General features: G+C 47.3%; 20 protein-coding genes and 1 tRNA gene. 9 read left to right on the top strand and 12 right to left on the bottom strand.

The window, feature by feature from the left end; genetic code table 11:
• Positions 1 to 10 precede the first annotated feature (10 nt).
• Complete coding sequence (locus Q1B04_RS01285; protein WP_299754576.1) at positions 11 to 391, bottom strand: methylglyoxal synthase; 381 nt, start codon at positions 389 to 391, stop codon at positions 11 to 13.
• A gap of 459 nt (positions 392 to 850) precedes the next feature.
• Here Q1B04_RS01285 and Q1B04_RS01280 point away from each other — a divergent pair, with 459 nt between their 5' ends.
• Complete coding sequence (locus tag Q1B04_RS01280; protein ID WP_299754574.1) at positions 851 to 1,069, top strand: cold-shock protein; 219 nt, start codon at positions 851 to 853, stop codon at positions 1,067 to 1,069.
• A gap of 59 nt (positions 1,070 to 1,128) precedes the next feature.
• Here Q1B04_RS01280 and Q1B04_RS01275 read toward each other — a convergent pair whose 3' ends face one another.
• The 3 genes from Q1B04_RS01275 to Q1B04_RS01265 all read right to left on the bottom strand — a co-directional run bounded on the left by Q1B04_RS01275 (position 1,129) and on the right by Q1B04_RS01265 (position 3,415).
• A complete protein-coding gene (locus Q1B04_RS01275; RefSeq protein WP_299754572.1) occupies positions 1,129 to 1,779 on the bottom strand; it encodes an SGNH/GDSL hydrolase family protein in 651 nt (216 codons plus the stop codon).
• A 157-nt stretch (positions 1,780 to 1,936) separates the two neighbouring features.
• Positions 1,937 to 2,815, bottom strand: coding sequence for a GIY-YIG nuclease family protein (locus Q1B04_RS01270; RefSeq protein ID WP_299754570.1), 879 nt, complete (start codon positions 2,813 to 2,815; stop codon positions 1,937 to 1,939).
• 201 nt (positions 2,816 to 3,016) lie between these two features.
• The gene (locus Q1B04_RS01265) at positions 3,017 to 3,415 is read right to left on the bottom strand and encodes a hypothetical protein (protein WP_299754568.1); all 399 of its coding nucleotides are present in this window, start codon (positions 3,413 to 3,415) and stop codon (positions 3,017 to 3,019) included.
• Positions 3,416 to 3,564: 149 nt separating this feature from the next.
• Between Q1B04_RS01265 and hppD the strand changes: the two genes are divergently transcribed.
• The 4 genes from hppD to Q1B04_RS01245 all read left to right on the top strand — a co-directional run bounded on the left by hppD (position 3,565) and on the right by Q1B04_RS01245 (position 9,529).
• The gene (gene hppD, locus Q1B04_RS01260; protein WP_299754566.1) at positions 3,565 to 4,689 is read left to right on the top strand and encodes a 4-hydroxyphenylpyruvate dioxygenase; all 1,125 of its coding nucleotides are present in this window, start codon (positions 3,565 to 3,567) and stop codon (positions 4,687 to 4,689) included.
• A gap of 199 nt (positions 4,690 to 4,888) precedes the next feature.
• Entirely contained in the window at positions 4,889 to 6,622 is a 1,734-nt protein-coding gene (locus Q1B04_RS01255) for a phospho-sugar mutase (protein WP_299754564.1), read from the top strand.
• Between the two features lie 364 nt (positions 6,623 to 6,986).
• Positions 6,987 to 8,186 (top strand): phosphoglycerate kinase, encoded by a 1,200-nt coding sequence (locus Q1B04_RS01250; RefSeq protein ID WP_299754562.1) that lies wholly within the window; start codon positions 6,987 to 6,989, stop codon positions 8,184 to 8,186.
• 53 nt (positions 8,187 to 8,239) lie between these two features.
• Positions 8,240 to 9,529: an acetyl-CoA hydrolase/transferase C-terminal domain-containing protein gene (locus Q1B04_RS01245; RefSeq protein ID WP_299754974.1), complete on the top strand. Its 1,290-nt coding sequence runs from the start codon at positions 8,240 to 8,242 to the stop codon at positions 9,527 to 9,529.
• A gap of 214 nt (positions 9,530 to 9,743) precedes the next feature.
• On the opposite strand, the gene Q1B04_RS01240 is transcribed toward Q1B04_RS01245, so the two are convergent.
• Together Q1B04_RS01240 and Q1B04_RS01235 are read right to left on the bottom strand one after the other, a co-directional pair.
• Entirely contained in the window at positions 9,744 to 10,688 is a 945-nt protein-coding gene (locus Q1B04_RS01240) for an NADP-dependent oxidoreductase (RefSeq protein ID WP_299754560.1), read from the bottom strand.
• A 98-nt stretch (positions 10,689 to 10,786) separates the two neighbouring features.
• Positions 10,787 to 11,407 carry a YdcF family protein gene (locus Q1B04_RS01235; RefSeq protein WP_299754558.1) on the bottom strand — a complete coding sequence of 207 codons (621 nt, stop codon included), beginning with the start codon at positions 11,405 to 11,407 and terminating at the stop codon, positions 10,787 to 10,789.
• Between the two features lie 71 nt (positions 11,408 to 11,478).
• On the opposite strand from Q1B04_RS01235, the gene Q1B04_RS01230 reads away from it, so the two are divergent.
• Positions 11,479 to 11,706, top strand: a complete 228-nt coding sequence (locus Q1B04_RS01230) for a VF530 family protein (protein WP_299754556.1) — start codon at positions 11,479 to 11,481, stop codon at positions 11,704 to 11,706.
• Between the two features lie 514 nt (positions 11,707 to 12,220).
• On the top strand, positions 12,221 to 13,708 hold the full coding sequence (locus Q1B04_RS01225) for a DUF6056 family protein (protein ID WP_299754554.1): 1,488 nt from the start codon (positions 12,221 to 12,223) through the stop codon (positions 13,706 to 13,708).
• Here the strand turns inward: Q1B04_RS01225 and Q1B04_RS01220 are convergent.
• The 4 genes from Q1B04_RS01220 to Q1B04_RS01205 form a co-directional block, all read right to left on the bottom strand.
• Positions 13,705 to 15,615 carry an ATP-dependent DNA helicase RecQ gene (locus Q1B04_RS01220; protein WP_299754552.1) on the bottom strand — a complete coding sequence of 637 codons (1,911 nt, stop codon included), beginning with the start codon at positions 15,613 to 15,615 and terminating at the stop codon, positions 13,705 to 13,707. The two genes, Q1B04_RS01225 and Q1B04_RS01220, sit on opposite strands and share 4 nt — an antisense overlap.
• Before the next feature lie 420 nt (positions 15,616 to 16,035).
• Positions 16,036 to 16,818, bottom strand: coding sequence for a hypothetical protein (locus tag Q1B04_RS01215; protein ID WP_299754550.1), 783 nt, complete (start codon positions 16,816 to 16,818; stop codon positions 16,036 to 16,038).
• Positions 16,819 to 17,191: 373 nt separating this feature from the next.
• Positions 17,192 to 17,866: an ABC transporter ATP-binding protein gene (locus tag Q1B04_RS01210; RefSeq protein ID WP_299754548.1), complete on the bottom strand. Its 675-nt coding sequence runs from the start codon at positions 17,864 to 17,866 to the stop codon at positions 17,192 to 17,194.
• A 133-nt stretch (positions 17,867 to 17,999) separates the two neighbouring features.
• Positions 18,000 to 19,088: an AI-2E family transporter gene (locus Q1B04_RS01205; RefSeq protein WP_299754546.1), complete on the bottom strand. Its 1,089-nt coding sequence runs from the start codon at positions 19,086 to 19,088 to the stop codon at positions 18,000 to 18,002.
• 180 nt (positions 19,089 to 19,268) lie between these two features.
• Between Q1B04_RS01205 and sucC the strand changes: the two genes are divergently transcribed.
• Complete coding sequence (gene sucC / locus Q1B04_RS01200) at positions 19,269 to 20,465, top strand: ADP-forming succinate--CoA ligase subunit beta (RefSeq protein ID WP_299754544.1); 1,197 nt, start codon at positions 19,269 to 19,271, stop codon at positions 20,463 to 20,465.
• 117 nt (positions 20,466 to 20,582) lie between these two features.
• Here sucC and Q1B04_RS01195 read toward each other — a convergent pair whose 3' ends face one another.
• A complete protein-coding gene (locus Q1B04_RS01195) occupies positions 20,583 to 20,999 on the bottom strand; it encodes an organic hydroperoxide resistance protein (protein WP_299754542.1) in 417 nt (138 codons plus the stop codon).
• Between the two features lie 153 nt (positions 21,000 to 21,152).
• Between Q1B04_RS01195 and Q1B04_RS01190 the strand changes: the two genes are divergently transcribed.
• Positions 21,153 to 21,226: transfer RNA gene (locus tag Q1B04_RS01190), tRNA-Arg, on the top strand.
• A 178-nt stretch (positions 21,227 to 21,404) separates the two neighbouring features.
• On the opposite strand, the gene Q1B04_RS01185 is transcribed toward Q1B04_RS01190, so the two are convergent.
• Positions 21,405 to 21,809 carry a thioredoxin family protein gene (locus Q1B04_RS01185; protein ID WP_366524593.1) on the bottom strand — a complete coding sequence of 135 codons (405 nt, stop codon included), beginning with the start codon at positions 21,807 to 21,809 and terminating at the stop codon, positions 21,405 to 21,407.
• Positions 21,810 to 21,892: the final 83 nt, after the last annotated feature.

Here is a 21,892-nt window from a genome sequence, read left to right as displayed (position 1 = left end):
CAAGTATAGCCTAAGCCTCCTCCGTCATTTCCATGATGATAAAATCTGCTGAGGCGCGGTTTAGTGCAATCGGGATATTGTTGATCACAGCGGTACGTATCAGCGTCTGGATATCGTGCTCGTGGCCGTGTGGTGTTTCAGCATCAATAAAGAAAATAATCTTATGCACCTCATGCTGCAGTATTTTAGCTGCTAAAAGTATATCGCCGCCGCTTGGGCCGTGGCCAAAAGGTTTTACCTCCAGCTCCAGCATGTCGTTCAGTAACTTAGAAGTATTGCTGGTCCCTATCAGCTCGTGCTTTACAAGCACGTCGCGGTGTGTTTTAGCCCAGTTCAGCAGGTCTGTCTTTCTTTGGTTATGAGCAATTAGCGCAATAGTAGTGGTTTTCATAATTACTTCTTTTCAAGTGGCTCCTTCTGCGGATGCCTTGCCTAAAGATAGTGTTTTTTTAGAAACGGGATAAACTCCTGCCAGAAACTGTTCGGTACGATTCTTAAAAAAAGAGATCACTCCTGCTCCCTCTCCTGCCAAGAAACTTGGGCTAAAACCTGCGTTTCTCCTGGAATTTTGCTATCTTTGTTTAATTCATACATCCTGATTTTATAACCGATCTTCGTTTGTAGCCGCTTTTTTTGGTACACCCTCTCCCGCGGCACCATCATTAAACTACCTGTCAGGGTTCATACTTCAGCAGCTCTTTTAGCTTTGGTGTTTGGCGAAGAAGACACTTGGTGCAGCCGCATCAGGCTAAGTTTTGCAAGGCAGCTGCTCGTTTTAAATATACCTCCGCACACCGTGCTTTTGAAAGCTGATACGGGCGGGGTACATGTCTCACTTAAAAAACATACTATGGCCAGATCTCAAAACACATTCATGAAAAAGCAACGCGAAAAGAAAAGGCAGAAAAAGAAAGAGGACAAAGTGCAGCGCAAGCAGGAGCGCCAGGAAAACTCTTCAGGCGGTAGCCTGGATGCCATGATTGCCTATGTGGATGAATTCGGAAACATAACCGATACGCCTCCGGAAGAAAGCAAAGAAGAAAAAACCGATGAAAAAGAAGAAGCTTAAAAAGCAGCAAAGGCAGGTTGGAACCAGATTCTGACCTGCCTTTTTAATTATAATTACGTCTACTCCTGCGCCAGCGCCTTGGCAATGGCAGCTTCTGCCAGTGGTGCCATTATCTTATACCCTGCCTCGTTAGGATGAACCCCATCATAGGTATATGCCTGTTTTAGCCCCTGCTGCGCGTCTGCCATAGCTGAATAATAATCAATGTAAGGCAGTTTATGTTGGTCTGCATATTTCCTGATAAGTTTGTTGAGCGCGATAACTTTAGAGGCTGGCTCCTGGCCAGGATTCCAGCCAAAATCCAGGGCGGGCAATACAGACGAGAGTACTACATTTATATTGTTAGCCTCAGCCAGCTCAGCCATCGCAATAATATTGGCTTCTATCTGCTGCAACGTGGCGGGGCCGGTATTACCCGCAATATCATTTATTCCGGCCAGTATCACCACTATCGCCGGCTTCAGTTCTACAACATCCTGCCTGAACCGAAGCAGCATCTGAGGGGTAGTTTGTCCGCTGATACCGCGGTTAACGTAAGGCTTTCCTTTGAAAAAGGCAGGATAATGATTGCTCCATCCTTCGGTTATAGAATTGCCCATAAATACCACCCGCTTTTCGCCTGGTGCAGGTGTTTTCAGTTTTGCATTTTCAGCTTTATACTTACCCAGCTGCGCCCAATCCTGGGCAATGGCAATATCTGTAGAAAGCATATATAGGAGGAAGAGGAGGGGTAGGAAATAGTTCTTCAAAAAATATTATAATATGAAATATAACTATTGTGCGAATTTAAAGTACCTGATAATATAAATGAGCTTCTCTTAATAGTTACATCTTTACTAGATAATCTTAGTGCTTTTTATTCAACTGTCAGTTATTAATTTTTTCCTGAACATATTTGAAGGTTAACCCATCCTTATTTACCCATTCTGTAAACCCATTTGAGTTTCTACCTAATATCATGTTTGATGCAGCACTAGGACTATTAAAGATGGCATCTTCAGCAAAAACTAACTTATCAATCTGTTCAACTAGTATTCTAGTTTCAACAAGTCGCCTTCTCATATTTCGGTAAGTATCTGTACAGGAGTTAGAGAGAGATTTTTTAGCTTCGCTTCCCTTTAAAACAATATAACCTTGATCAGTTTCTTTCATTGTTGCTTTGAAAGATTTAGTTCTAATAAAATAAGTTTCATGCACTTCATCAAGAGGATTTTTACTTTCACTTTGTGATGGTTTAATGGTTGATGAAATGAGAAACTTAAAACCCATGACAGGTAGTATTAACTTAATTTGATCAAGAAAATATTCCATATCAGAAATGTCCGCTTCATGTAGAGTTGGTAAACTTGGTGAGTTTCCATTATCAATTTGAGCAGTTTTAGCTTCAATTGCAATTTGTACAAGCCTAGACTCTAGATATCTTATTTGAGTCTTAGTAAGAAGTTCATCTTTGCTAACAAAAAAGATTAACTCCTTAAAATCTCTATTCGGATCGCTTAAATGCTGCTTTAATCTTGACCTAATGTTTTCTGCTTCTCCTATGTAAATCTTTTCATCAAAAGTGTCATCACTCGGATCACCTTTCAGACAATAAATACCTGGATTATCAAATTCGGGTCTATTTATGATTTTATTTACGGAAGGTCTCGGACAAAAAACAGCTTTACCAACCCAATTACCAATCTCACCTAATCTTGGGCCATATTCAGTCCCATCTATCATGTAAATTGTTAGTTTCTTTCCCATTAAGTTGTTTCACTATTTAAGTATAGTTTCTCATCAATCTGTTTAGAAAAATATGTCACATATTTCTAAACTAATAAAATATAGCCATATTCCTACGTTTATCAACTACAAAAAAATTGCCGCACCAACCTAAGCTCAAGGCTTTGGCAAGTGCGGCAAGTATAAATCGGCAGCCCGAAGGCTACTAAAGTCAAATCTTATTTACTCAGCTTTCCAGAGTACACGCTCCTGGTCTGCAAGCACCAGCAGCACGCGTGGCGGGTTAGCTACCAGCACCAGGCGCATCTCCACACCCGGAAAAGAATCTGACTCTACCCAAACGCCTTCGTTATCATCGCCTTCTTCCAGCTCTTTGCCGTCCAGCGAGCTGGCCAGGTAAGCGGTTGGCAGCAGGATATCGGCATCAGACTTTATTTTGCCGTGCACATCCTCCAGCACATCCTCCAGCTCATCGCCGTACTCTTCATTAAAATCGTCTTCCAGGTCGTGCAGCTCTTCCTCTATGTCATCATAGCGCGCATCGTTGTAGTCAAGCGCTCGTAACTCTTGCTTCTTCTCCAGGATGGCCACAATGGACTCGTTCAGGGCTTTTGCGTTCATGTTGTCTCGTATTTTTTACAAAGTTGGAAACATGCCTTAGCAATTGCAAGAAATAGGTTTGATAATTTGTCTGAGGCTTGCATCGTTTTGATACTAAAGTAAAAGATGTATTTTTACGTAGTATAATTGTAAACCTTTCCGAACAGACTATGAATACCAAGACCGTAACTTCAGAAACTGTAGCTAAAGATATCCTGCCCTTAAACGGCACAGACCATATTGAGTTTTACGTAGGCAACGCCAAGCAAGCCGCTCACTTCTACCAGACTGCCTTCGGCTTTAAGCTGGTGGCTTATGCTGGTCCCGAAACCGGCGTGCGCGACCGTGCCTCCTATGTGGTGCAGCAGGAGAAAATACGCCTGGTGCTTACCACCTCTCTGGACCCTAATTCCGAAATATCAAAGCATGTGCTCCAGCACGGCGACGGTGTAAAGGTGCTGGCCCTTTGGGTGGATGATGCCGAGGAAGCCTTTCGTGGCACAGTGGGGCGTGGCGCTAAACCGGCCATGGAGCCCAAAACCATCACCGACGAGCACGGCGAGGTGAAAGTAGCCTCCATCCATACTTACGGCGATACCATCCATACTTTTGTGGAGCGCAAAAACTATAATGGTGTGTTTATGCCGGGTTTTGTTCCGAAGCAAAATATACTTGACATTGAGCCGGTTGGCCTGAAGTATGTAGATCACTGCGTAGGAAACGTGGAGCTGGGCCAGATGAACGAGTGGGTGAAATTTTACGAAGATGTGATGGGCTTCAAACTGCTCCTGACCTTCGACGATAAAGACATTAGCACCGAGTACACTGCCCTGATGTCTAAAGTAGTATCCAACGGAAACGGTTACATTAAATTCCCGATAAACGAGCCGGCCGAAGGAAAGAAAAAATCGCAGATAGACGAGTACCTTGAGTTTTACCGCGGAGCCGGAGTACAGCACATTGCCGTGGCTACCAACGATATTCTGCATACCGTGAGTGAACTGCGCCGCCGTGGGGTGGAGTTCTTATACGTACCAGAGACATACTACGACGACCTGTTTGAGCGCATTGGCGACATTGACGAGGACATGGAAGACCTGAAGAAGCTCAACATTCTGGTAGACCGCGACGACGAAGGTTACCTGCTACAGATTTTCACAAAACCGGTGGAAGACAGACCAACCGTGTTCTATGAAATTATTCAGCGCAAGGGGGCTAAATCGTTTGGCAAAGGCAATTTTAAGGCATTGTTTGAAGCCATTGAGCGCGAACAGGAGCTGCGCGGCAACCTTTAGGCTAAAAATAAAGTATAGCCGCGTGTAATTGTGGCTAAAATACCTTTATTTTGATATAACTATATTTCACACCAGTTCTTCGATTGTGCTTTGGGTACAACAAGAGCTGGTGTGATTTTTTGTCTTGATGCCTGCCATGCCGGCGGCACTATACTTAAAGAAGAGATTACGGCTACTAACACATCAGCAAAAACAGACTATGATAGACCAGTCCATAAAACAGAAAATAGACCAGTGGCTTTCCGGTAACTACGACGAGGCTACAAAAAGTGAGATCAGCGGCTTGCTGGAGCGCAACGAGCACGAAGCGCTGTCGGATGCGTTTTACCGAGACCTGGAATTTGGCACCGGCGGCTTGCGCGGCATTATGGGTGCGGGCAGCAACCGTATGAACCGTTATACGTTAGGCATGGCCACACAAGGCCTTTGCAACTACCTGAAGCAGAATTTTCCGGGGGAGCAGGTAAAAGTGGCCATCGCCCACGACTGCCGCAACAACTCTGATCTGTTTGCCCGCATCGCCGCTGAGATTTTTTCTGCCAACGGCATTAAAGTATACTTGTTTGAGGCGCTGCGCCCAACGCCGGAGCTTTCCTTTGCCATTCGCCATTTGGGTTGCCAGAGCGGTGTGGTGGTAACGGCATCGCACAACCCGAAAGAGTATAACGGCTACAAAGTATACTGGAACGACGGCGCCCAGGTAACGGCCCCGCATGATAAAAATATCATCGGCGAAGTAAACAAAATTACTTCTATTGATGAGGTGAAGTTTCAGCCAAACCCTGACCTGATCGAGATGATCGGCAAGGAGATAGATGAAGCTTATATGCAGGAAGTGCAGAAGCTGTCTATTTCGCAGGAGGCCATTAAGCGCCAGCACGATCTCAAAATTGTTTTCTCCTCCATCCACGGCACAGGCATTACGTTGGTGCCGGAGGTGCTGCAGCGCTTCGGTTTTACCAATGTGCATGTAGTAGAGGAGCAGGCAGAGCCAAACGGCAACTTCCCGACGGTAGTGTATCCGAACCCGGAAGAGAAAGAAGCCATGACGCTGGCCCTGAACAAGGCAAAAGAAATTGATGCGGATTTAGTGCTGGCTACAGACCCGGACTCGGATCGCGTAGGCATTGCCGTGAAAAACCAGAAAGGCGAGTTTGTGCTCCTGAACGGAAACCAGACCGGTGCGCTGCTCATCAACTACCTGCTGCAGGCGTGGCAGAAAGCCGATAAGCTAACTGGCAAAGAGTTTGTAGTGAAAACCATCGTAACCACCGACCTGATCAAAGAGATTGCCGAAAGCTACAACGTGACGATGTATGAGACGCTGACCGGCTTCAAATACATTGCAGAGGTAATCCGTGAAAAAGAAGGCCAGGAAGTATACATTGGCGGCGGCGAAGAAAGCTACGGCTACATGATCGGTGACTTTGTGCGCGACAAAGACGCTATCTCGGCCTGCGCCCTTATTGCGGAAATGGCCGCCGTCGCTAAAGACAATGGCCAGAGCCTGTTCGAAATGATGGTGGAAATGTATGCTAAGTATAACTTCTACAAAGAAGATCTGCTTTCCATCACCAAAAAAGGCCAGCGCGGTGCCGAGGAAATCCAGCAGATGATGGCCGACATGCGCAGCAACCCGCCTAAGCAGGTTGCCGGCTCTAACATCATAGAGGTGCACGACTACAAAATGAGCACCCGCAAAGTTATCATGACCGGTGAGGAGCACAAACTGAAGCTGGAAAGCTCTAACGTGTTGCAATACCTGACGGAAGACGGCACCAAAGTATCCGCCCGGCCGTCCGGTACCGAGCCAAAAATCAAGTTCTACATCAGCGTGAAAGAGCCGCTTGCCTCTGCCAACGATTATGAGGCTACGGAGCAGAAGCTGAACCAGAAAATAGAGCAGATCCTCAAAGACCTGAAACTGAAGTAATCTTTTAACAATATCACTAAGTGAAGTGGCTAAATCGCTGAAGTATAAATCAGCGGTTTAGCCATTTTTCTTTTACCAGTTTTTATGCGGTTTATAAGGCAGTTTTATACTTGCTAATTGCTGGTTAAAACTCACACCTGCATCAACCCCCAAAATTGCACCTTCTACACGCTTGTAAAAATTCAAGTTGTAATTAGTAACCTGGGTTAAACAGCCCACTGCAGAGACCTAAACATGAAGTATATCGCCTTTTGCCCCTCTCCGATTATCATACAATAGGTAAATCGCTATATTTGTAGAGCAACTATTTTCTGCAAATCACGAAAAACGAGTTAACGCTTTTACAAAATCATAACCAAACCCCATGAGAACAATAGATGAGTATAACTTCGCCGGTAAGAGAGCTTTGGTGCGCGTAGATTTCAACGTGCCGCTTGACAGCGAATATAAGATCACCGACGATACACGCATCCGGGCTGCCGTGCCAACTATCAACAAGATTTTACAAGATGGCGGCGCTGTTATCCTGATGTCGCACCTTGGCCGCCCTAAAACTGGCCCTGAGGAGAAGTACTCGCTGCGCCACCTGGTAGCTCGCCTGGAGCAGGAGTTTAACACCCGCGTACTTTTTGCCCCGGATTGCGTTGGCCCTGAGGCGGCGCAGCTGGCACATGAACTGCAGCCTGGCGAAATCCTGCTGCTGGAGAACCTGCGCTTTCATAAGGCGGAGGAAAAAGGAGACCCTGATTTTGCGAAAGAGCTTTCTACGCTGGGTGATATGTATGTAAATGATGCCTTCGGTACTGCTCACCGCGAGCACGCCTCCACGGCTGTTATAGCACGTTACTTCCCGAACGATAAAATGATGGGCTACGTGATGCAGGCCGAGCTGGAGAACGCACGCCGCGTGCTGGACAATTCCGAGCGCCCTTACACTGCTATTATGGGCGGCGCCAAGATCTCTGATAAAATCCTGATCATCGAAAAACTGCTCGACCGCGTGGACAACCTGCTGATTGGTGGCGGCATGTCTTATACCTTCGTGAAAGCCGACGGCGGCCAGATTGGTTCTTCATTGGTGGAAGAAGACAAGCTGGAGCTGGCAAACCGCCTCATCAAAATGGCGAAGGACAAGGGCGTAAACATTATGATTCCGGTGGACTCTGTGATAGCCGATGCCTTCAGCAACGATGCTAATGTAGATACAAAGCTGAGCCACCACATCCCGCAGAACTGGATGGGACTAGACATTGGCCCTGATGCGCGCGAGCAGTACGCTGCCGTAATCGCTAACTCCAAAACTATACTTTGGAACGGTCCGATGGGCGTGTTTGAGATGTCTAACTTCTCGGTAGGTACCGAGGCCGTGGCCGATGCCGTAGTAGCCGCCACAGCCAACGGCGCCTACTCCCTGATAGGTGGCGGAGACTCTGCCGCAGCTGTAAACAAATTTGGCTACACCGACCGTGTGTCCTACGTATCCACCGGCGGCGGTGCCTTACTAGAATATATGGAAGGAAAAACCCTGCCAGGGGTAGCCGCCCTGGAACGCACCGATTACTAATGTTACACTTACTGCCCTTCCCTCACCAGGAAGGGCAGATTTATTTTAAAGCTATGTCTGGTACTAACGTTTCTTACAAATCAGCTGAGGAAGCTCTGGCAGTTATCAAGTCCGGAGACCGAGTTTTTATTCAAGGCAGTGCCGCCACCCCGCAGTACCTGGTGCGCAAACTGGCCGAACGCGCCGATTCGCTGCGCGATGTGGAGTTGGTAAGTATTTCGACTTACGGAGATTTCCCGCTCTCAGAAGAGCGCTACAAAGATTCCTTCTTCATCAACTCACTGTTTGTGTCGGCCAATGTGCGCGATGCCGTAAACAGCGGCCGCGGCGATTACGTGCCGATTTTCCTCAGCGAGATTCCTAAACTTTTCCGGTCCGGCAACATGCCGCTGGATGTCGCTATTGTGCACGTATCACCCCCTGACCACCACGGCTACTGCTCCCTGGGTGTGTCTGTGGATATTGCCCGCGAAGCCGTGCTAAGCGCCAAACATGTTATTGCGCAGGTAAACCCGCAGATGCCACGTACCCACGGCGACGGCCTGATACATATAAGGCGTTTCGATGTGCTGGTGGAGGTAAACGAAGCACTGCCGGAAGTGGATTACAGCCTCCGCATCACAGACAGAGAAAGGGCTATCGCCAACTATATTGCAGAGATGGTGGAAGACGGTGCTACTTTGCAAATGGGCATTGGTGCCATACCAGACGCCGTTTTAAGCAACCTGACCAACCACAAGGAACTCGGCATCCATACCGAAATGATGTCGAACGGTATTATGGAGCTGGTGGAGAAAGGAGTGATTACCAATGAGCACAAGAAGAGGCACCCAGGCCGCATTGCCACCGGTTTTATTGTAGGCAACCGTAAGCTTTACGATTTTGTGGACGATAACCCGCTCATACTTATGCAGCGCACTGACTATGTAAACGACGTCACTATCATCCGCACCAACCCGAAAGTTACTGCCATCAACAGCGCTATAGAAATTGACCTGACCGGGCAGGTTGTGGCCGATACCATTGGCAGGCACCAGTTTTCGGGCATTGGCGGGCAAATGGATTTTATCAGGGGCGCAGCCTTGTCTGAAGGCGGCAAACCGATTATCGCGCTACCTTCTGTCACGAACAAAGGCATCTCCAGAATTACGCCGCTCATTAATGAGGGTGCCGCCGTAACCACTACCAGGGCGCACGTGCATTATGTAGTAACAGAGTATGGTGTAGCGTACCTCTATGGCAAAAACCTGCGGCAGCGGGCCAAGGCGCTCATCAGCATTGCGCATCCAGACCACCGGGAGCGGCTGGAGCAGGAAGCTTTTCAGCGCTACGGCTACATTTAAGGTAGTTAGCTACAAATCCCTGTTACGAGCAAGTGGCAGGGATTTGTAGCTTTATTGGCTGGCTTTTTAAAAATCGTACAGTACCTCGTTCCTGAAACTTTGGGATTTTAGGCAGGCCTGCAGCAATTCAGGGTATCAGGCCTAGTACGTCAGGCGAAGGGCCAGCCATACTTATAGTTTTCCTTCTGAATTTATTTGAATGATAGAGATACTGTCAGGCTACCGTAACCACCACTTTGCCATTTGTTCTGTGCGTTTCCACCTGCTGGTGCGCCTTTGGCAAATCTTCAAAACTGAACACGTGCGATACATGCGGCCGCAACTTGCCCTCACGCATCAGGTCAGCCAGCTTTGCCTGATCTTCTCCGCTGGAGTGTACCAGGTAATTTTTTGCCTCAATATTGCGCTTCTTCGCCTCAGCCTGTACAGCCTCGGTGGCTCCTCCAAGTATGGAAATGAGTTTGCCGCCGTTTTTTAAAGTAGCCAGTGACCTTTGGGCATTCTCCTCTCCTAGCGAGTCCAATACAATGTCTGCGTCCATCACCACATCTTCTACTTTGTAGGCATGGTAATCTATCTGTTCATCAGCCCCCATTGTTCTAAGAAACTCATGATTTTTGGCAGAGGCCGTGCCTATCACAAAGGCTTTGAAGTACCGGGCAATCTGAGTTGCAAAGTGCCCAACACCACCTGCTGCGGCATGTATCAGCACCCGCTGCCCTGGCTGAATACTGGCTTCATGTACTAGTACCTGCCAGGCTGTTAGAGCAGCCAACGTAGCGGCAGCGGCTTCGTGGTGCGGAATATGCTCCGGCTTGTGCGCCAGGTGAGATTCCGGGGCGGTTACGTACTCTGCGTAGGCTTTGCCATGCCCGGGGAAATTCACCATCCCAAACACCTCATCCCCCACATTAAAGTAATTTACGCCCTCGCCTACAGCTTCTACCTCACCAGATATGTCCCAACCAAGTATAACCGGAGGGTCTGCTTCCAACTGCTTGTATAGCGCTTTTCCTTCACGCGTTTTGGTATCTACCGGGTTTATACTGATGGCTCTCACTTTTACCAGCACCTCACCTTTATCAGGTACTGGCTTATCTACCTCCTGCAGTTGTAGATTATTAGGCTGGCCTGGCTCGTTCAAAACATATGCTTTCATAGCTTTAAGTAGTTAGGTGATACATATTCCTTAAGAACTGAAGCATGAATAAAAGGTTTGTCATACTTTTTCATAAAAAAATATGACAGGTATAGAATTTACAACTGCTTATTGTCACGACGGTTCAGATATGCCAGCACTTCCTCCATAGTATCCAAATCACCTTTTGCGTTATACTTGCTGATTCGCTCCATTTCTCCGGCAATTAGCCCTGCTCTGGTGTCTTCTACTTTTCCCTGCGAGTGGGTTACTTGGCGGCACCACGGCAACGGCTGGCCAGGCTGGCTGTAGAGGTATAGCTGCGGAAAGTAGAGACGTGCCGCCGTAACAGCCGCCATAAACGCGCGAGGCTGCTGAAACGGTGCCGCCGCTACGGCTATATGCTTGTAATTTTTGTCTTTGGCGTGGCGTACCATTGCCTTCGCTTCTATCAGCGTGTGCAGATAAGGTTCACCTGGATCCGGGATGCCTTCTATACTTTCTTCCGGTACTCCCAGCTTGGTAAGTGCAGCGTGCCAGTTGTCGAAACCGGGGTAGCCGCTCATGGGTTTGGTTTTCAGAAACATAATTTTCTGTACCTGCCCCTGCTGCAGCATACGTTGGGCCACAGCAAAACCGGACTGCTGGTTATCTTCTGTCTGCCCAAACAGGAAAAGGCCGTCTAAGGGTTTGTCCGGCAGGGTGTCGGCCAGGGTGCGGATAATGAGTTCTTCTAGCATAGCCCCCTTATACGGCTGTTGCCCATGCTGGATTCAGCTGTACTTTCAGCTTAAATACGTACTTTTGTGGTATGGCAGAACAACAGAAAAACAATCCGCTGCACGGCGTTACGCTGCAAATGATGCTAGAGCACTTGGTGGAAGTATACGGCTGGGAACACCTGAGCCTCAAGATTAACCTTAACTGCTTCAAAAATAACCCAAGTATAAAATCCAGCCTTACCTTCCTGCGCCGCACGCCCTGGGCCCGCGAAAAAGTAGAGGGATTATACTTATACACGCGGCGCAAAATTCGGTAAGCTTACCTGAAGCGGTTCCTTGGCAAGTATGGCTCAAGCTTAATCGGCTTAGATTTATACTTGCTGCAGTATAATTTTGAAGTTAGCTAACCGCGCTCTTTGCCTCCACCTGAGGCAAAGAGCTTTGAACTAAGTATACTTTAAAATCTCCGTTGGCCTCTATCCTGCTAAAAGGCTGAATACCAAGCATGCGCGTTTCAATACTTCCTTCTCCCTTTATGCAGTTTTTATCCTTGCAAGCACTTAGAAGGCAAGCATCCAGCAGTATTATACATTCAAACCTCCTCCAGTACATCATAATTTTGGTTTATTTTTAGTAACGACTATACTTAAGATGCCAAAAAGTGATATCTGGTTGCAAAGGGTGAGATCGATAAAATTTTAACCGATTATTGTACTGAAGCAACTGGTAGAGGAGCAGCTGCGACAGGTATAAATGATTATCAGTTCGAGGTACTTTATACTTGTATACTTCTTAAATCACTTATCTTTGAGCTGCAGCCAGAGCTAGTATATGTCTATCATCCTTAATTTTAAGAGCAAAGCCTTTTACTTCTTTCTAAGCCTGCTTGGCATCTGTTGCCTGTTACCGTTTCTGTTGTTATCCAACTACGCATACCCACAGGCTGATGACTATTACTATGCTATCCGAGATGGGCAGTTTAATTTTTGGAGTACGCAAGCAGATTTTTATTTGAATTGGTCTGGCCGCTTTTTCAGCACAGCCATACTTCAGCTAAACCCGCTTATCACCAAATCCTTTGAGGATTACAAATTTTACTCACTGGGTATTATACTTGCCTTTGCCGGTAGCCTGACTTTTCTGATCTACCAGGTGCTTCGCCCACATCTTTCCCGCGCCGCTTGTTTTGGTTTGACCTCGCTGCTTCTGGCTTTGTACCTGTTGCAACTGCCAAGTACTGCAGAAAGTCTGTTCTGGCTTACAGGCTTTTTAGGTTATACACTCCCGAATCTGCTCTTTTTTTGGGTATTGTTTTTCCTATATAAGCTAGTTTACACAAGTCAGCAAAAGATTAAAATAGCTTACGCTACGGCTGCCGCTCTAACAGGTGGGCTTATAGTAGGCGCTAACGAAATGGCACTGCTCTACCTCATGGCTACGCTACTGTTTATACTTATCAGCAGTTGGATAAATCAATCTGCCAACAGGAATTATTTTCTGGCTGTTTTTGCTTTTTGTCTGCTCGTGAGTCTGGCAGTTGTGCTGGCACCGGGCAACTTCTCCAGAATGGCATCCCATCCGCAGGCAAAGCAACCGGTGTGGTCTGTTGTATATGCCGGCATACTTAGTGTGGTTACTTTTTATCGTTTTGGTGGCTTGCTCCTGCTGGCTTCGCTGGTATACGTGTTTGCTTTCGGAGAGAAAATAAAAGCAGCGCTCGGTCAATCTGGCTTATTCAAGGTTTCGCTGCCGTTGCTGCTGCTGTATGTTGTGGGCACGGTTTACCTGATGAACTTCTTGTTTGTGTGGGCCACCGGCGAGCGACCTACTCCTAGATTACAGAACGTAATTTACTTCTTTTTGCTGCTAGCCTGGTTTTATACTTTACAGGTGCTTATAATTCGTAAAGGCAGCTGGTTTATGGTTAGCCGATGGCCTGTTTTTCTGAAAGCTGCTGTTAGTGTTTTACTGCTGCTGGCGTTTCTGGATCTGAACAATAACATCAGCACGGCATACCTGGATCTAATCTCTGGCAAAGCCGCTCAATATAACAATGAGCTGAGCGCAAGAGACCTGACAATGGCGACCAGCAGTTGTGTGAAGTGTAAAACACCGCCTTTATCTGCCGTACCTGCCTCGCTTCATTTCCTCGATTTGCAGGTATCCGAAAACGGAGAAGGCTCATGGGTTAATAATGATTACGCTAAGTTTTGGGGAAAAGAAACAGTAGAATTAGTTCAACCAAATCCCCAAGTTAAAGATAATTACACCACACTCACCGAAATGGGTAAAAAATGGCGCGACCAGCTGTTACATTAATGCCTCGCTTCTAATTTTCCGCTGCCCTGGTAATGCAGTTTACCGACGTCTAACAGCTCCCGTATAAGTTCTGTTACAGCTGTAGCATGTTTTGGCTCAAACTGCTGCACCAACTCTTTAGGCAAGTATGGCCGCACTTGTACCAGCTGCATCAGCTTGGCACGCAAAGCCTGTTGGTCCTCCAGTCGCCGCTGCTTTTTACGCTCCGACAAGCAGTAGTCGCAGATGCGGCAGCGGGTGTCTGTTATTTCTCCGAAGTACTCCAACAGCAGCTGTGTACGGCAACGGCTCTCAGTTTGCACATAGTAGCCCATTGCTTTTGCCTGATCCAGCGCCCGTTCCCGTAGGGTATTCAGCTTTTTAGGTTGAAGTATAACCCGGCTTGCATCTTCGCGGGGAGCAGTAAAAACGAGCTGTGGCGAATCGTGCTGAGGCTCATACATGATAACCTTCAGCTTATGAAGGTACTCCAACTTGCGCCGAAGTTCCAGTTCTGGCACCTTTAGCAGTTCAGCCATCTTTTTCTCGCGCACCTTCACAAAATTCACAAAAGCCTCGCCGCCGTACATCCTAAGTATGAGCTGTATAAGTTTGTCGTGCTCAGGGTTCTTCAGCTGAAAGCTATAGAGTTCAGTGTTTTCGAGCGCGAGCATAAGCCGCGAAGGCAGGTAGTACCCTTCATTCAACTGCAGATAACCCTCAGACTCCAGCCTTTTAATAGCATGGTGCGTTTCTAGTGCCTTCAGCTTATACTGTTTTGAGAAATCAGCCAGGTCAAAGTCAAAGCTGCTGAACTGGCCGCTGCCAACTGCCAGCTGATAATAGTTTGCCAGGCACTGGTATACTCTTCTGATGAACTCCAAAGGCGGATGCGCTTCCTCTACTTTCCGAAGCAGGTCTGCTACATCGTTCGGCCCTAAAAGTATGGTGGCAAAGGCATAATGCTCATCTCTACCGGCCCGGCCAGCCTCCTGGTAATATGCCTCCAAGCTCTCCGGCAGATCCAGGTGCACCACCAGCCGCACATCAGGTTTATCTATACCCATACCAAAGGCATTGGTGGCCACAATTACCCGTACCTTATCTTCCACCCACTGCTGCTGCACGGCACTGCGTTCTTCAAACTTAAGACCGGCATGGTAAGCGGCGGCGGAAATCCGGCGGCTCTGCAGAAACTTAGCCATCTCTACCGTTTGGCGGCGGCTGCGCACATACACTATACTTTGGCCCTGCATCCGTTGCATAATTTCCAGTAGTCGGTTTGTTTTATCTTCTGTTTGAAGGCAGGAGTAAGACAGGTTGGCGCGGGCAAAACTCTTCTGGAAAACGTTGTGCTTCGGAAAGTTCAGCTTCTCTTGTATGTCCAGTTTTACAAGTTCGGTAGCTGTGGCTGTGAGTGCGATAACAGGAACACTGGGCAACGCCTCGCGCAACTCTGCCAATTGCAGGTATGGCGGCCTAAAATCATATCCCCAAGCCGAGATACAGTGAGCCTCATCCACCGCCAGCAACCCCACTTTCATGCGCTTCACACGCTCCTGGAACATTTCTGTGAGCAGGCGCTCCGGAGAGAGATACAGAAACTTCACGCCACCGTACACGCAGTTGTCAAAGGCAATATCAATCTCCCGGCGGCTCATGCCAGCGTACACGGCTACGGCAGCTATTCCACGATTCTTCAGGTTCTCTACCTGGTCTTTCATCAGGGCGATGAGTGGTGTTATAACCAGGCAAACACCATCTAAAACCATAGCTGGCACCTGAAAGCAGACCGATTTTCCGCCGCCAGTCGGCAGCAGTGCCAAAGTATCCTGCCCTGCCAGCACCGACTGTACAATCTCCTCCTGCAATGGCCGGAAGGAGTCATAACCCCAGTAGGTTTTAAGTATGTGGTGAATATCCTCCAACGTATGGCTGCTTCTTTACTGCGAAGATAAGCTTTAGCAAACAGAAGCCAACGCCGGAGGTCGTGTTTATACTTTTGTAAAGTATGATTTGCAACAGCAAGTATAAAGTAAGCTTCGCTGTTCCGGCCTTCTCTGTCCTCTATTTGCCTGCTACGGATTTCTTAAGCCGTATATCTGTATTCCCTAAGCGTCTGCCTCCAACAACTTACTTACTAGCTACCGCTGAACTTTGCATCACAACCTGTTTGTTGCAATTCTGGCTTTGGATCCCACAAGCACGGCATCGCCCAGCCACTTCCGGAGCCAACCTTTCATCTTTAACACACATTGTTTTCTGCAACACACATTGTTTTCTGCCTTAAAATCAAAAAGTCCCCACCTCAGCAGAGATGGGGACTTTAGCTAGTTTTGAAAGTATACTTATGCAGCTGCCGACTGTCCGTCTTCACGCTCCTCAATCACCTTGGTTAACTTCTCGATGGCCTGCGCGGCACGCTCTTCGTCGAAACGGTTAATGTTCAGCAGCATTTTTGTCTTTTCCTGGCGCGTAATAGTCGGGTTATTCAGCAGGCGAATGATCTCTTCCTTCTGCTTAGCCGACGCATAACGCACACTGGCGCTTTGCTCTTCATTGTTCTCAGCCTCCGCAACTGGTGCCGCCGTAGAAGACTTCATTGTAGCTTTCTTTTCGGTTGGCACTGCAGGCTTAGCGGCAGACTCATTGCCGCCATAATCCATTTCCTCAGTGGGAGTCGGTTCATAGCCGGCAGCCCGGATAACCCAGGCCAAAATATTACGGTATGCCTTACCGATAGCACGCGTTTGCGCCATAGAGGCAATGGCAAACTCCTGATAATACTTCTTCCCCTGCTCCTTGTTAGAACAGATGGCAAAGCCGGCACCTACCACCTGCTGGCTACGCAGATCAAGCAGGTTAACCTTTGCCTGGTATTTTATCTCGTCATCGCTGCTGATGTTCACCACGTGCTCTACCACTGGCAAAATACCCAAGCGAGAACCGGCATACTGCCAGCCTTCCACATTCACATATTCTTTTCCCTGGATGTTCTGGTAAAGGCGGTTTTCCTTTATGAACTTCGCCAGGTCAACGGCCAGGTGGAGCGTTTCGTCAGACTTGGCTATATCATAGCTCTCAATCTTCGGCTTCTTCTGCACCTTTGTCTCCTTATTAGGTTGATTCATATTCATTTAGCTTTCATAGTTAGTTACATATATTAAACAGAGCAGCAGCGTAAATAGTGCAAAAAATCAGAAATTAAACACAAATTAAAAGACTGATTATCAGTTTGTTATAAAATATTTTCAAAGAAAATTTGGCTACTGCCAAAGCTCTACCCAAAAGCTAAAAGTTGAGAAAAGGAGGAAGTATACATACGTAGATTCCGGAGATGAAGATATGTAAACTTTAAAGCCACTAAATCCTTAACAGTTTGCTGGTTATAAAATCAGTAGTTAAAAAAAACAATAGCACACTACAACATCTTGTAAAACCTGATACATAAAAAAAGGGACAAGCCACAGCCCGTCCCTCACATCTTTAAAAGTCTTGAAATTTCTAATCCACCCTTACCCTCAGCTCTTCCACAATCTGGCCATCCTTCATTACCAGCGTTCTGTCGGCCATGGTGGCAAGCTGCTCGTTATGGGTTACAATCACAAACGTCTGGTTGAACTCATTTCGTAGGCGGAAGAAGATATCGTGCAGTTCCTGCGCATTTTTGGAGTCGAGGTTACCGCTCGGCTCATCAGCGAAAATAATTTTAGGAGAGTTAATAAGCGCCCTTGCTACAGCTGTGCGCTGCTGCTCGCCACCCGACATTTCAGAAGGCTTGTGGTCGAGGCGGTGCGAGAGGTGGAGCATCGTCAGGAGTTCCTCGGCCCGCTGCCGTACCTCCTTCTCAGGCCTATCTGCCAGAAAGCCCGGGAGGCATACATTTTCGAGTGCGGTAAACTCAGGCAGCAGGTTATGGAACTGGAAGATAAAGCCTATGTGCCGGTTACGGAAACGCGCCATTTCTGCGGCATTCATACGGGCGATATTCTTATCATCAAACATTACCTCACCGGTATCTGCCGTATCTAGCGTACCCAGAATATGCAGCAAGGTGCTTTTACCGGCTCCCGAAGCCCCTACTATCGATACAACTTCTCCTGTGGCAATGGTTAGGTCGATGCCTTTAAGCACCTCCAGCGCACCGTATTTTTTATGAATATTCTTTACCTGCAGCACGTTCTGTTAAGTATGAGTTTGGCCCTGAAAACGTAAATTAATAAGCCAAAGCTACAAAAATTTTGCAGTTGCTGCGTTGCTTATACTTCAGCCAGTGGCTTATACTTGCCTTTGGTTTGTATCAGTGGCTTTTTTATACTTCAGACGAGGCTATCTTTCCCTCCGTTTGTTCCTCCTTCGAGGCATCTACAGGTTCTGCTTCCAACACATCTTTCACGTAAAATTCATTTATCAAAACCATCAGCACGGCAAGTATAGGCGCAGCCAAAAGCAGCCCCAGCGCCCCTTCAAAAATACCCAGCAGCACCTGGAAAAAGAGCAGCAGTGCCGGCGGTAAATCCACGGTCTTCTGAAATATAATCGGTGTAATCATATAGCTTTCCACCATCTGAATGGCACTATAAATCAGCAAAGTATACAGCGCCATCTGCGGACTCACAGTAAGGCCAACAAGTACAGCAGGCAAGCCGGCAATCCATGGCCCAACGTTAGGTATAAAGGCCAGAAAAAAAGCGATCAGGGCCAGTGCAAACGCCAACGGTAGCCCAATTAAACTGTAGGCGATTGCAGAGCTTACACCTATAATGGCCATGGCAGACAACATCCCTACCAGCCATGATTTTAAAGTTGCGTAGCTCTTGCCAAGCACTTCCGATATACGTGAGCGGTTTCGTAGCGGGAAAAGTTTTGTGAGGCCAGTTGTATACAGCGCAGGGTTAGAGGCCAGAAAAAGTGCTGTGATGATAACTATAAACAGATCAGCCAGAAAACTCAGCGTGGTTGAGAAAATCCCCGATACTTTAGACAGCATCGCGTTTTGCTTGGGTATGGCTTTACTCATGTCGTCGGGCACCTGCTCCACCAGCTTTTGCCCCCATCCATACTGGCTCAGCCAGTCCTGCACCCGCGACACTGCCTGCGGTATAGTCTGCCGCATCTCCTGCACCTGTTCGCTCACTGTTGGAGCTATTAGCCAGAAAGCCGCTATGATTACGCCGAAGAAGAACAGCACGGCCAGCAGCAAACTCAGCCCCCGTTTTAAATGCAGTTTAGCAGTTATCCAGTCTGTTATGCCACAGAACAGCACAGCCAGCAGGATGGCTGCAAACACCAGCAGGAAAAAGTAGGCGTGCTGCCCCAGCAGGTAGAACCCGGTGACAATCAGCAGTACCACAAGAGCGGCGATTGCCACCCGCTTAGCATACAAGTACACATTTAACATAAACTTCTCTATTTAATTAAGTCCGATGAGGCTTTTAAAGTATACTCTGTTACTGAATAGCAGCAGTGCACGTTGCAAAAGCGCCTTGAGGAGCTTTTAGACAAGGAATATTTTAAAAACCGATTACTTGAATTTAAGCCGACAAAAGCTTACTTTCGTGCGTCCATTAAAACTGAAAGCATGAACATACACGAATATCAGGCTAAAGAAATTTTAAAGAGCTACGGAGTACGTATCCAGGAGGGTATCGTGGCTGAGACGCCAGACCAGGCAGTTAAAGCTGCCATGAAACTGACTGAAGAAACCGGCACAGGCTGGCACGTAATCAAAGCTCAGATCCATGCGGGTGGCCGTGGTAAAGGTGGCGGTGTAAAACTGGCCAAAAACCTGGATCAGGTGAAAGAAATCGCTGATCAGATTCTGGGAATGACGCTGGTAACGCACCAGACTGGCCCAGAAGGCAAACTGGTACAGAAAGTTCTGGTTGCACAGGATGTGTATTACCCAGGCGATTCTGAGCCAAAAGAATACTACCTGAGCATCCTGCTGGACCGCGCTAAAGGTCAGAACGTGATCATGGCCTCTACCGAAGGTGGTATGGACATTGAGGAGGTTGCTGAGAAATCTCCTGAAAAAATCATTAAAGAGTGGATCGACCCGGCTGTTGGCTTACAGGGATTCCAGGCTCGTAAAATTGCATTTGCTTTCGGTTTGGAAGGCGAAGCATTTAAGGAGATGGTTAAGTTTGTAACGAACCTGTACAAGGCTTACGTTGAGACTGACTCTTCTATGTTCGAGATCAACCCGGTGTTGAAGACATCAGACAATAAAATACTTGCAGTTGACGCCAAAGTAGACCTGGACGATAACGCGCTGTTCCGCCACAAAAATCTGGCTGCCCTGCGTGATATCACAGAGGAAGACCCATTGGAGGTTGAGGCTGGTGAGTATCACCTAAACTATGTAAAGCTTGACGGTAACGTTGGCTGTATGGTAAACGGTGCAGGTCTGGCAATGGCTACCATGGATATCATTAAGCTTTCTGGCGGTGAGCCTGCTAACTTCCTTGACGTAGGGGGTGGGGCAAACGCACAGACGGTTGAGGCTGGTTTCCGGATCATCCTGAAAGACCCGAACGTAAAAGCTATCCTGATCAATATTTTCGGTGGTATCGTTCGTTGCGACAGAGTGGCTAACGGTGTGGTTGAGGCGTACAAGAACATCGGAGACATCAAGGTTCCGATCATTGTTCGTCTGCAAGGCACAAACGCTGAGGAAGGTGCTCGCATCATCGACGAGTCTGGCCTTAAGGTATACTCTGCCGTTGTACTGAAAGAAGCTGCTGAGAAAGTAAAGCAAGTATTAGCTGAAGCTTAATCCGCTTACTAAATAACTAAAAAGGGCTGCCAGTTTTGGCAGCCCTTTTTAGTTATACTTGGTTTAGATTGGCAGTTGATTCTAGCTCAACTGACCATCTAAACCTTTTTATACTTGCTACACTACGTGCAGGTCAACTTCTATATTACCGCGAGTGCCAATGGAGTACGGGCAAATCTGGTGCGCTTCGTCTACCAGTTCCTTTGCTTTGTCTTTTTCTACTCCCTTGATATCTACTTCAAGTTTCACGCTTAGGCCATAGCCACCATCCTCGTTCTGGTTCAGGTCTACGTGCGCCGACACGGTAGATTCCGGGTCAAGGCGTAAATGATGCTTACCAGCTACTACCAATAATGCGCTCTGGAAACAGGCAGCATACCCTGCGGCAAATAACTGTTCTGGGTTAGTTGCGCCCCCCTGCCCTCCTAAGCCTTCAGGAAGCGCTAATTTCATGTCTATAATACCGTCTGAGGATGTAACTTGACCACGACGGCCTCCGGTAGCAGTAACCTCTGCCGTATACAGTTTCTTCATAGTTTTCAGCTATTTAAATTTACTATCGTTGGTAGGTTTAACTACAGAATAAGCAGCAATGTTTTGGGAAGTAACTTATATAGCAGATTTTAGCATATTTTATTAACAGATGTTTCGTATTGTGGGTTTACTTGCTATTTTTGCATACTCTTTGCACCCGTAGTTCAATTGGATAGAATATCGGATTTCGGCTCCGAGGGTTAGGGGTTCGAATCCTCTCGGGTGCACAAGTATAATTTCAGCGCTAATTACTTCTAAAGTAGTTAGCGCTTTTTTGTTGCCGTATTCACATTAATCGGTTTACTACTGCTTACAATATCAGAGACAATTTAAGTGAAATGACAACTAATAAGGAAAATGTAGGCCCACTGTCGCAGCACTTACAGTAAATTGTAACAGCCCAGCTTACTCATTTTGGGAGTTACCCCGCTCATCGGTTTTCTTGGCGATGTAGCTTTTCAAAAAACTCCTTGACTCCTCCGGCCCTATATACCCGCTATACCTGATCAAAACCTGCGGGTTATCCAAGAACACCACTGTAGTCGGGAAAGTAACTTCACCGTTCGCTCGGGCCAACATTTCGGCCAATTCATGGTACCCGTTGAGTTGGTAGCAGTATATTTTACCCAAAAAACTAATCTTAGCTTTGCTCTCACCATGCAGGCGCAGGCAGTAAAACCTTTTATTCAGCTCCTGCACCAAAGCATTGTCCATGAAAGTGATGTGCTCCTGCATTTTACAGAATTTGCACCAATCGGTCTGGGTGAAGATCAGCAGCGGTTTTCTTTCTCTGCGCAGGCTGTCGCCCAGATGCTCAAAATCAGTCCAGTTGACAGACTGCCCTGTGCGTTTGTCTGCAGGCAGAGAGTCAATAGAAGTATGGTCAGCAGGCG

The sequence above is a fragment of the uncultured Pontibacter sp. genome (assembly GCF_947495565.1).
GTDB lineage: Bacteria > Bacteroidota > Bacteroidia > Cytophagales > Hymenobacteraceae > Pontibacter.
Note: the sequence above shows the minus strand (reverse complement) of the source record. Positions and strands in the feature narration are given on the sequence as shown.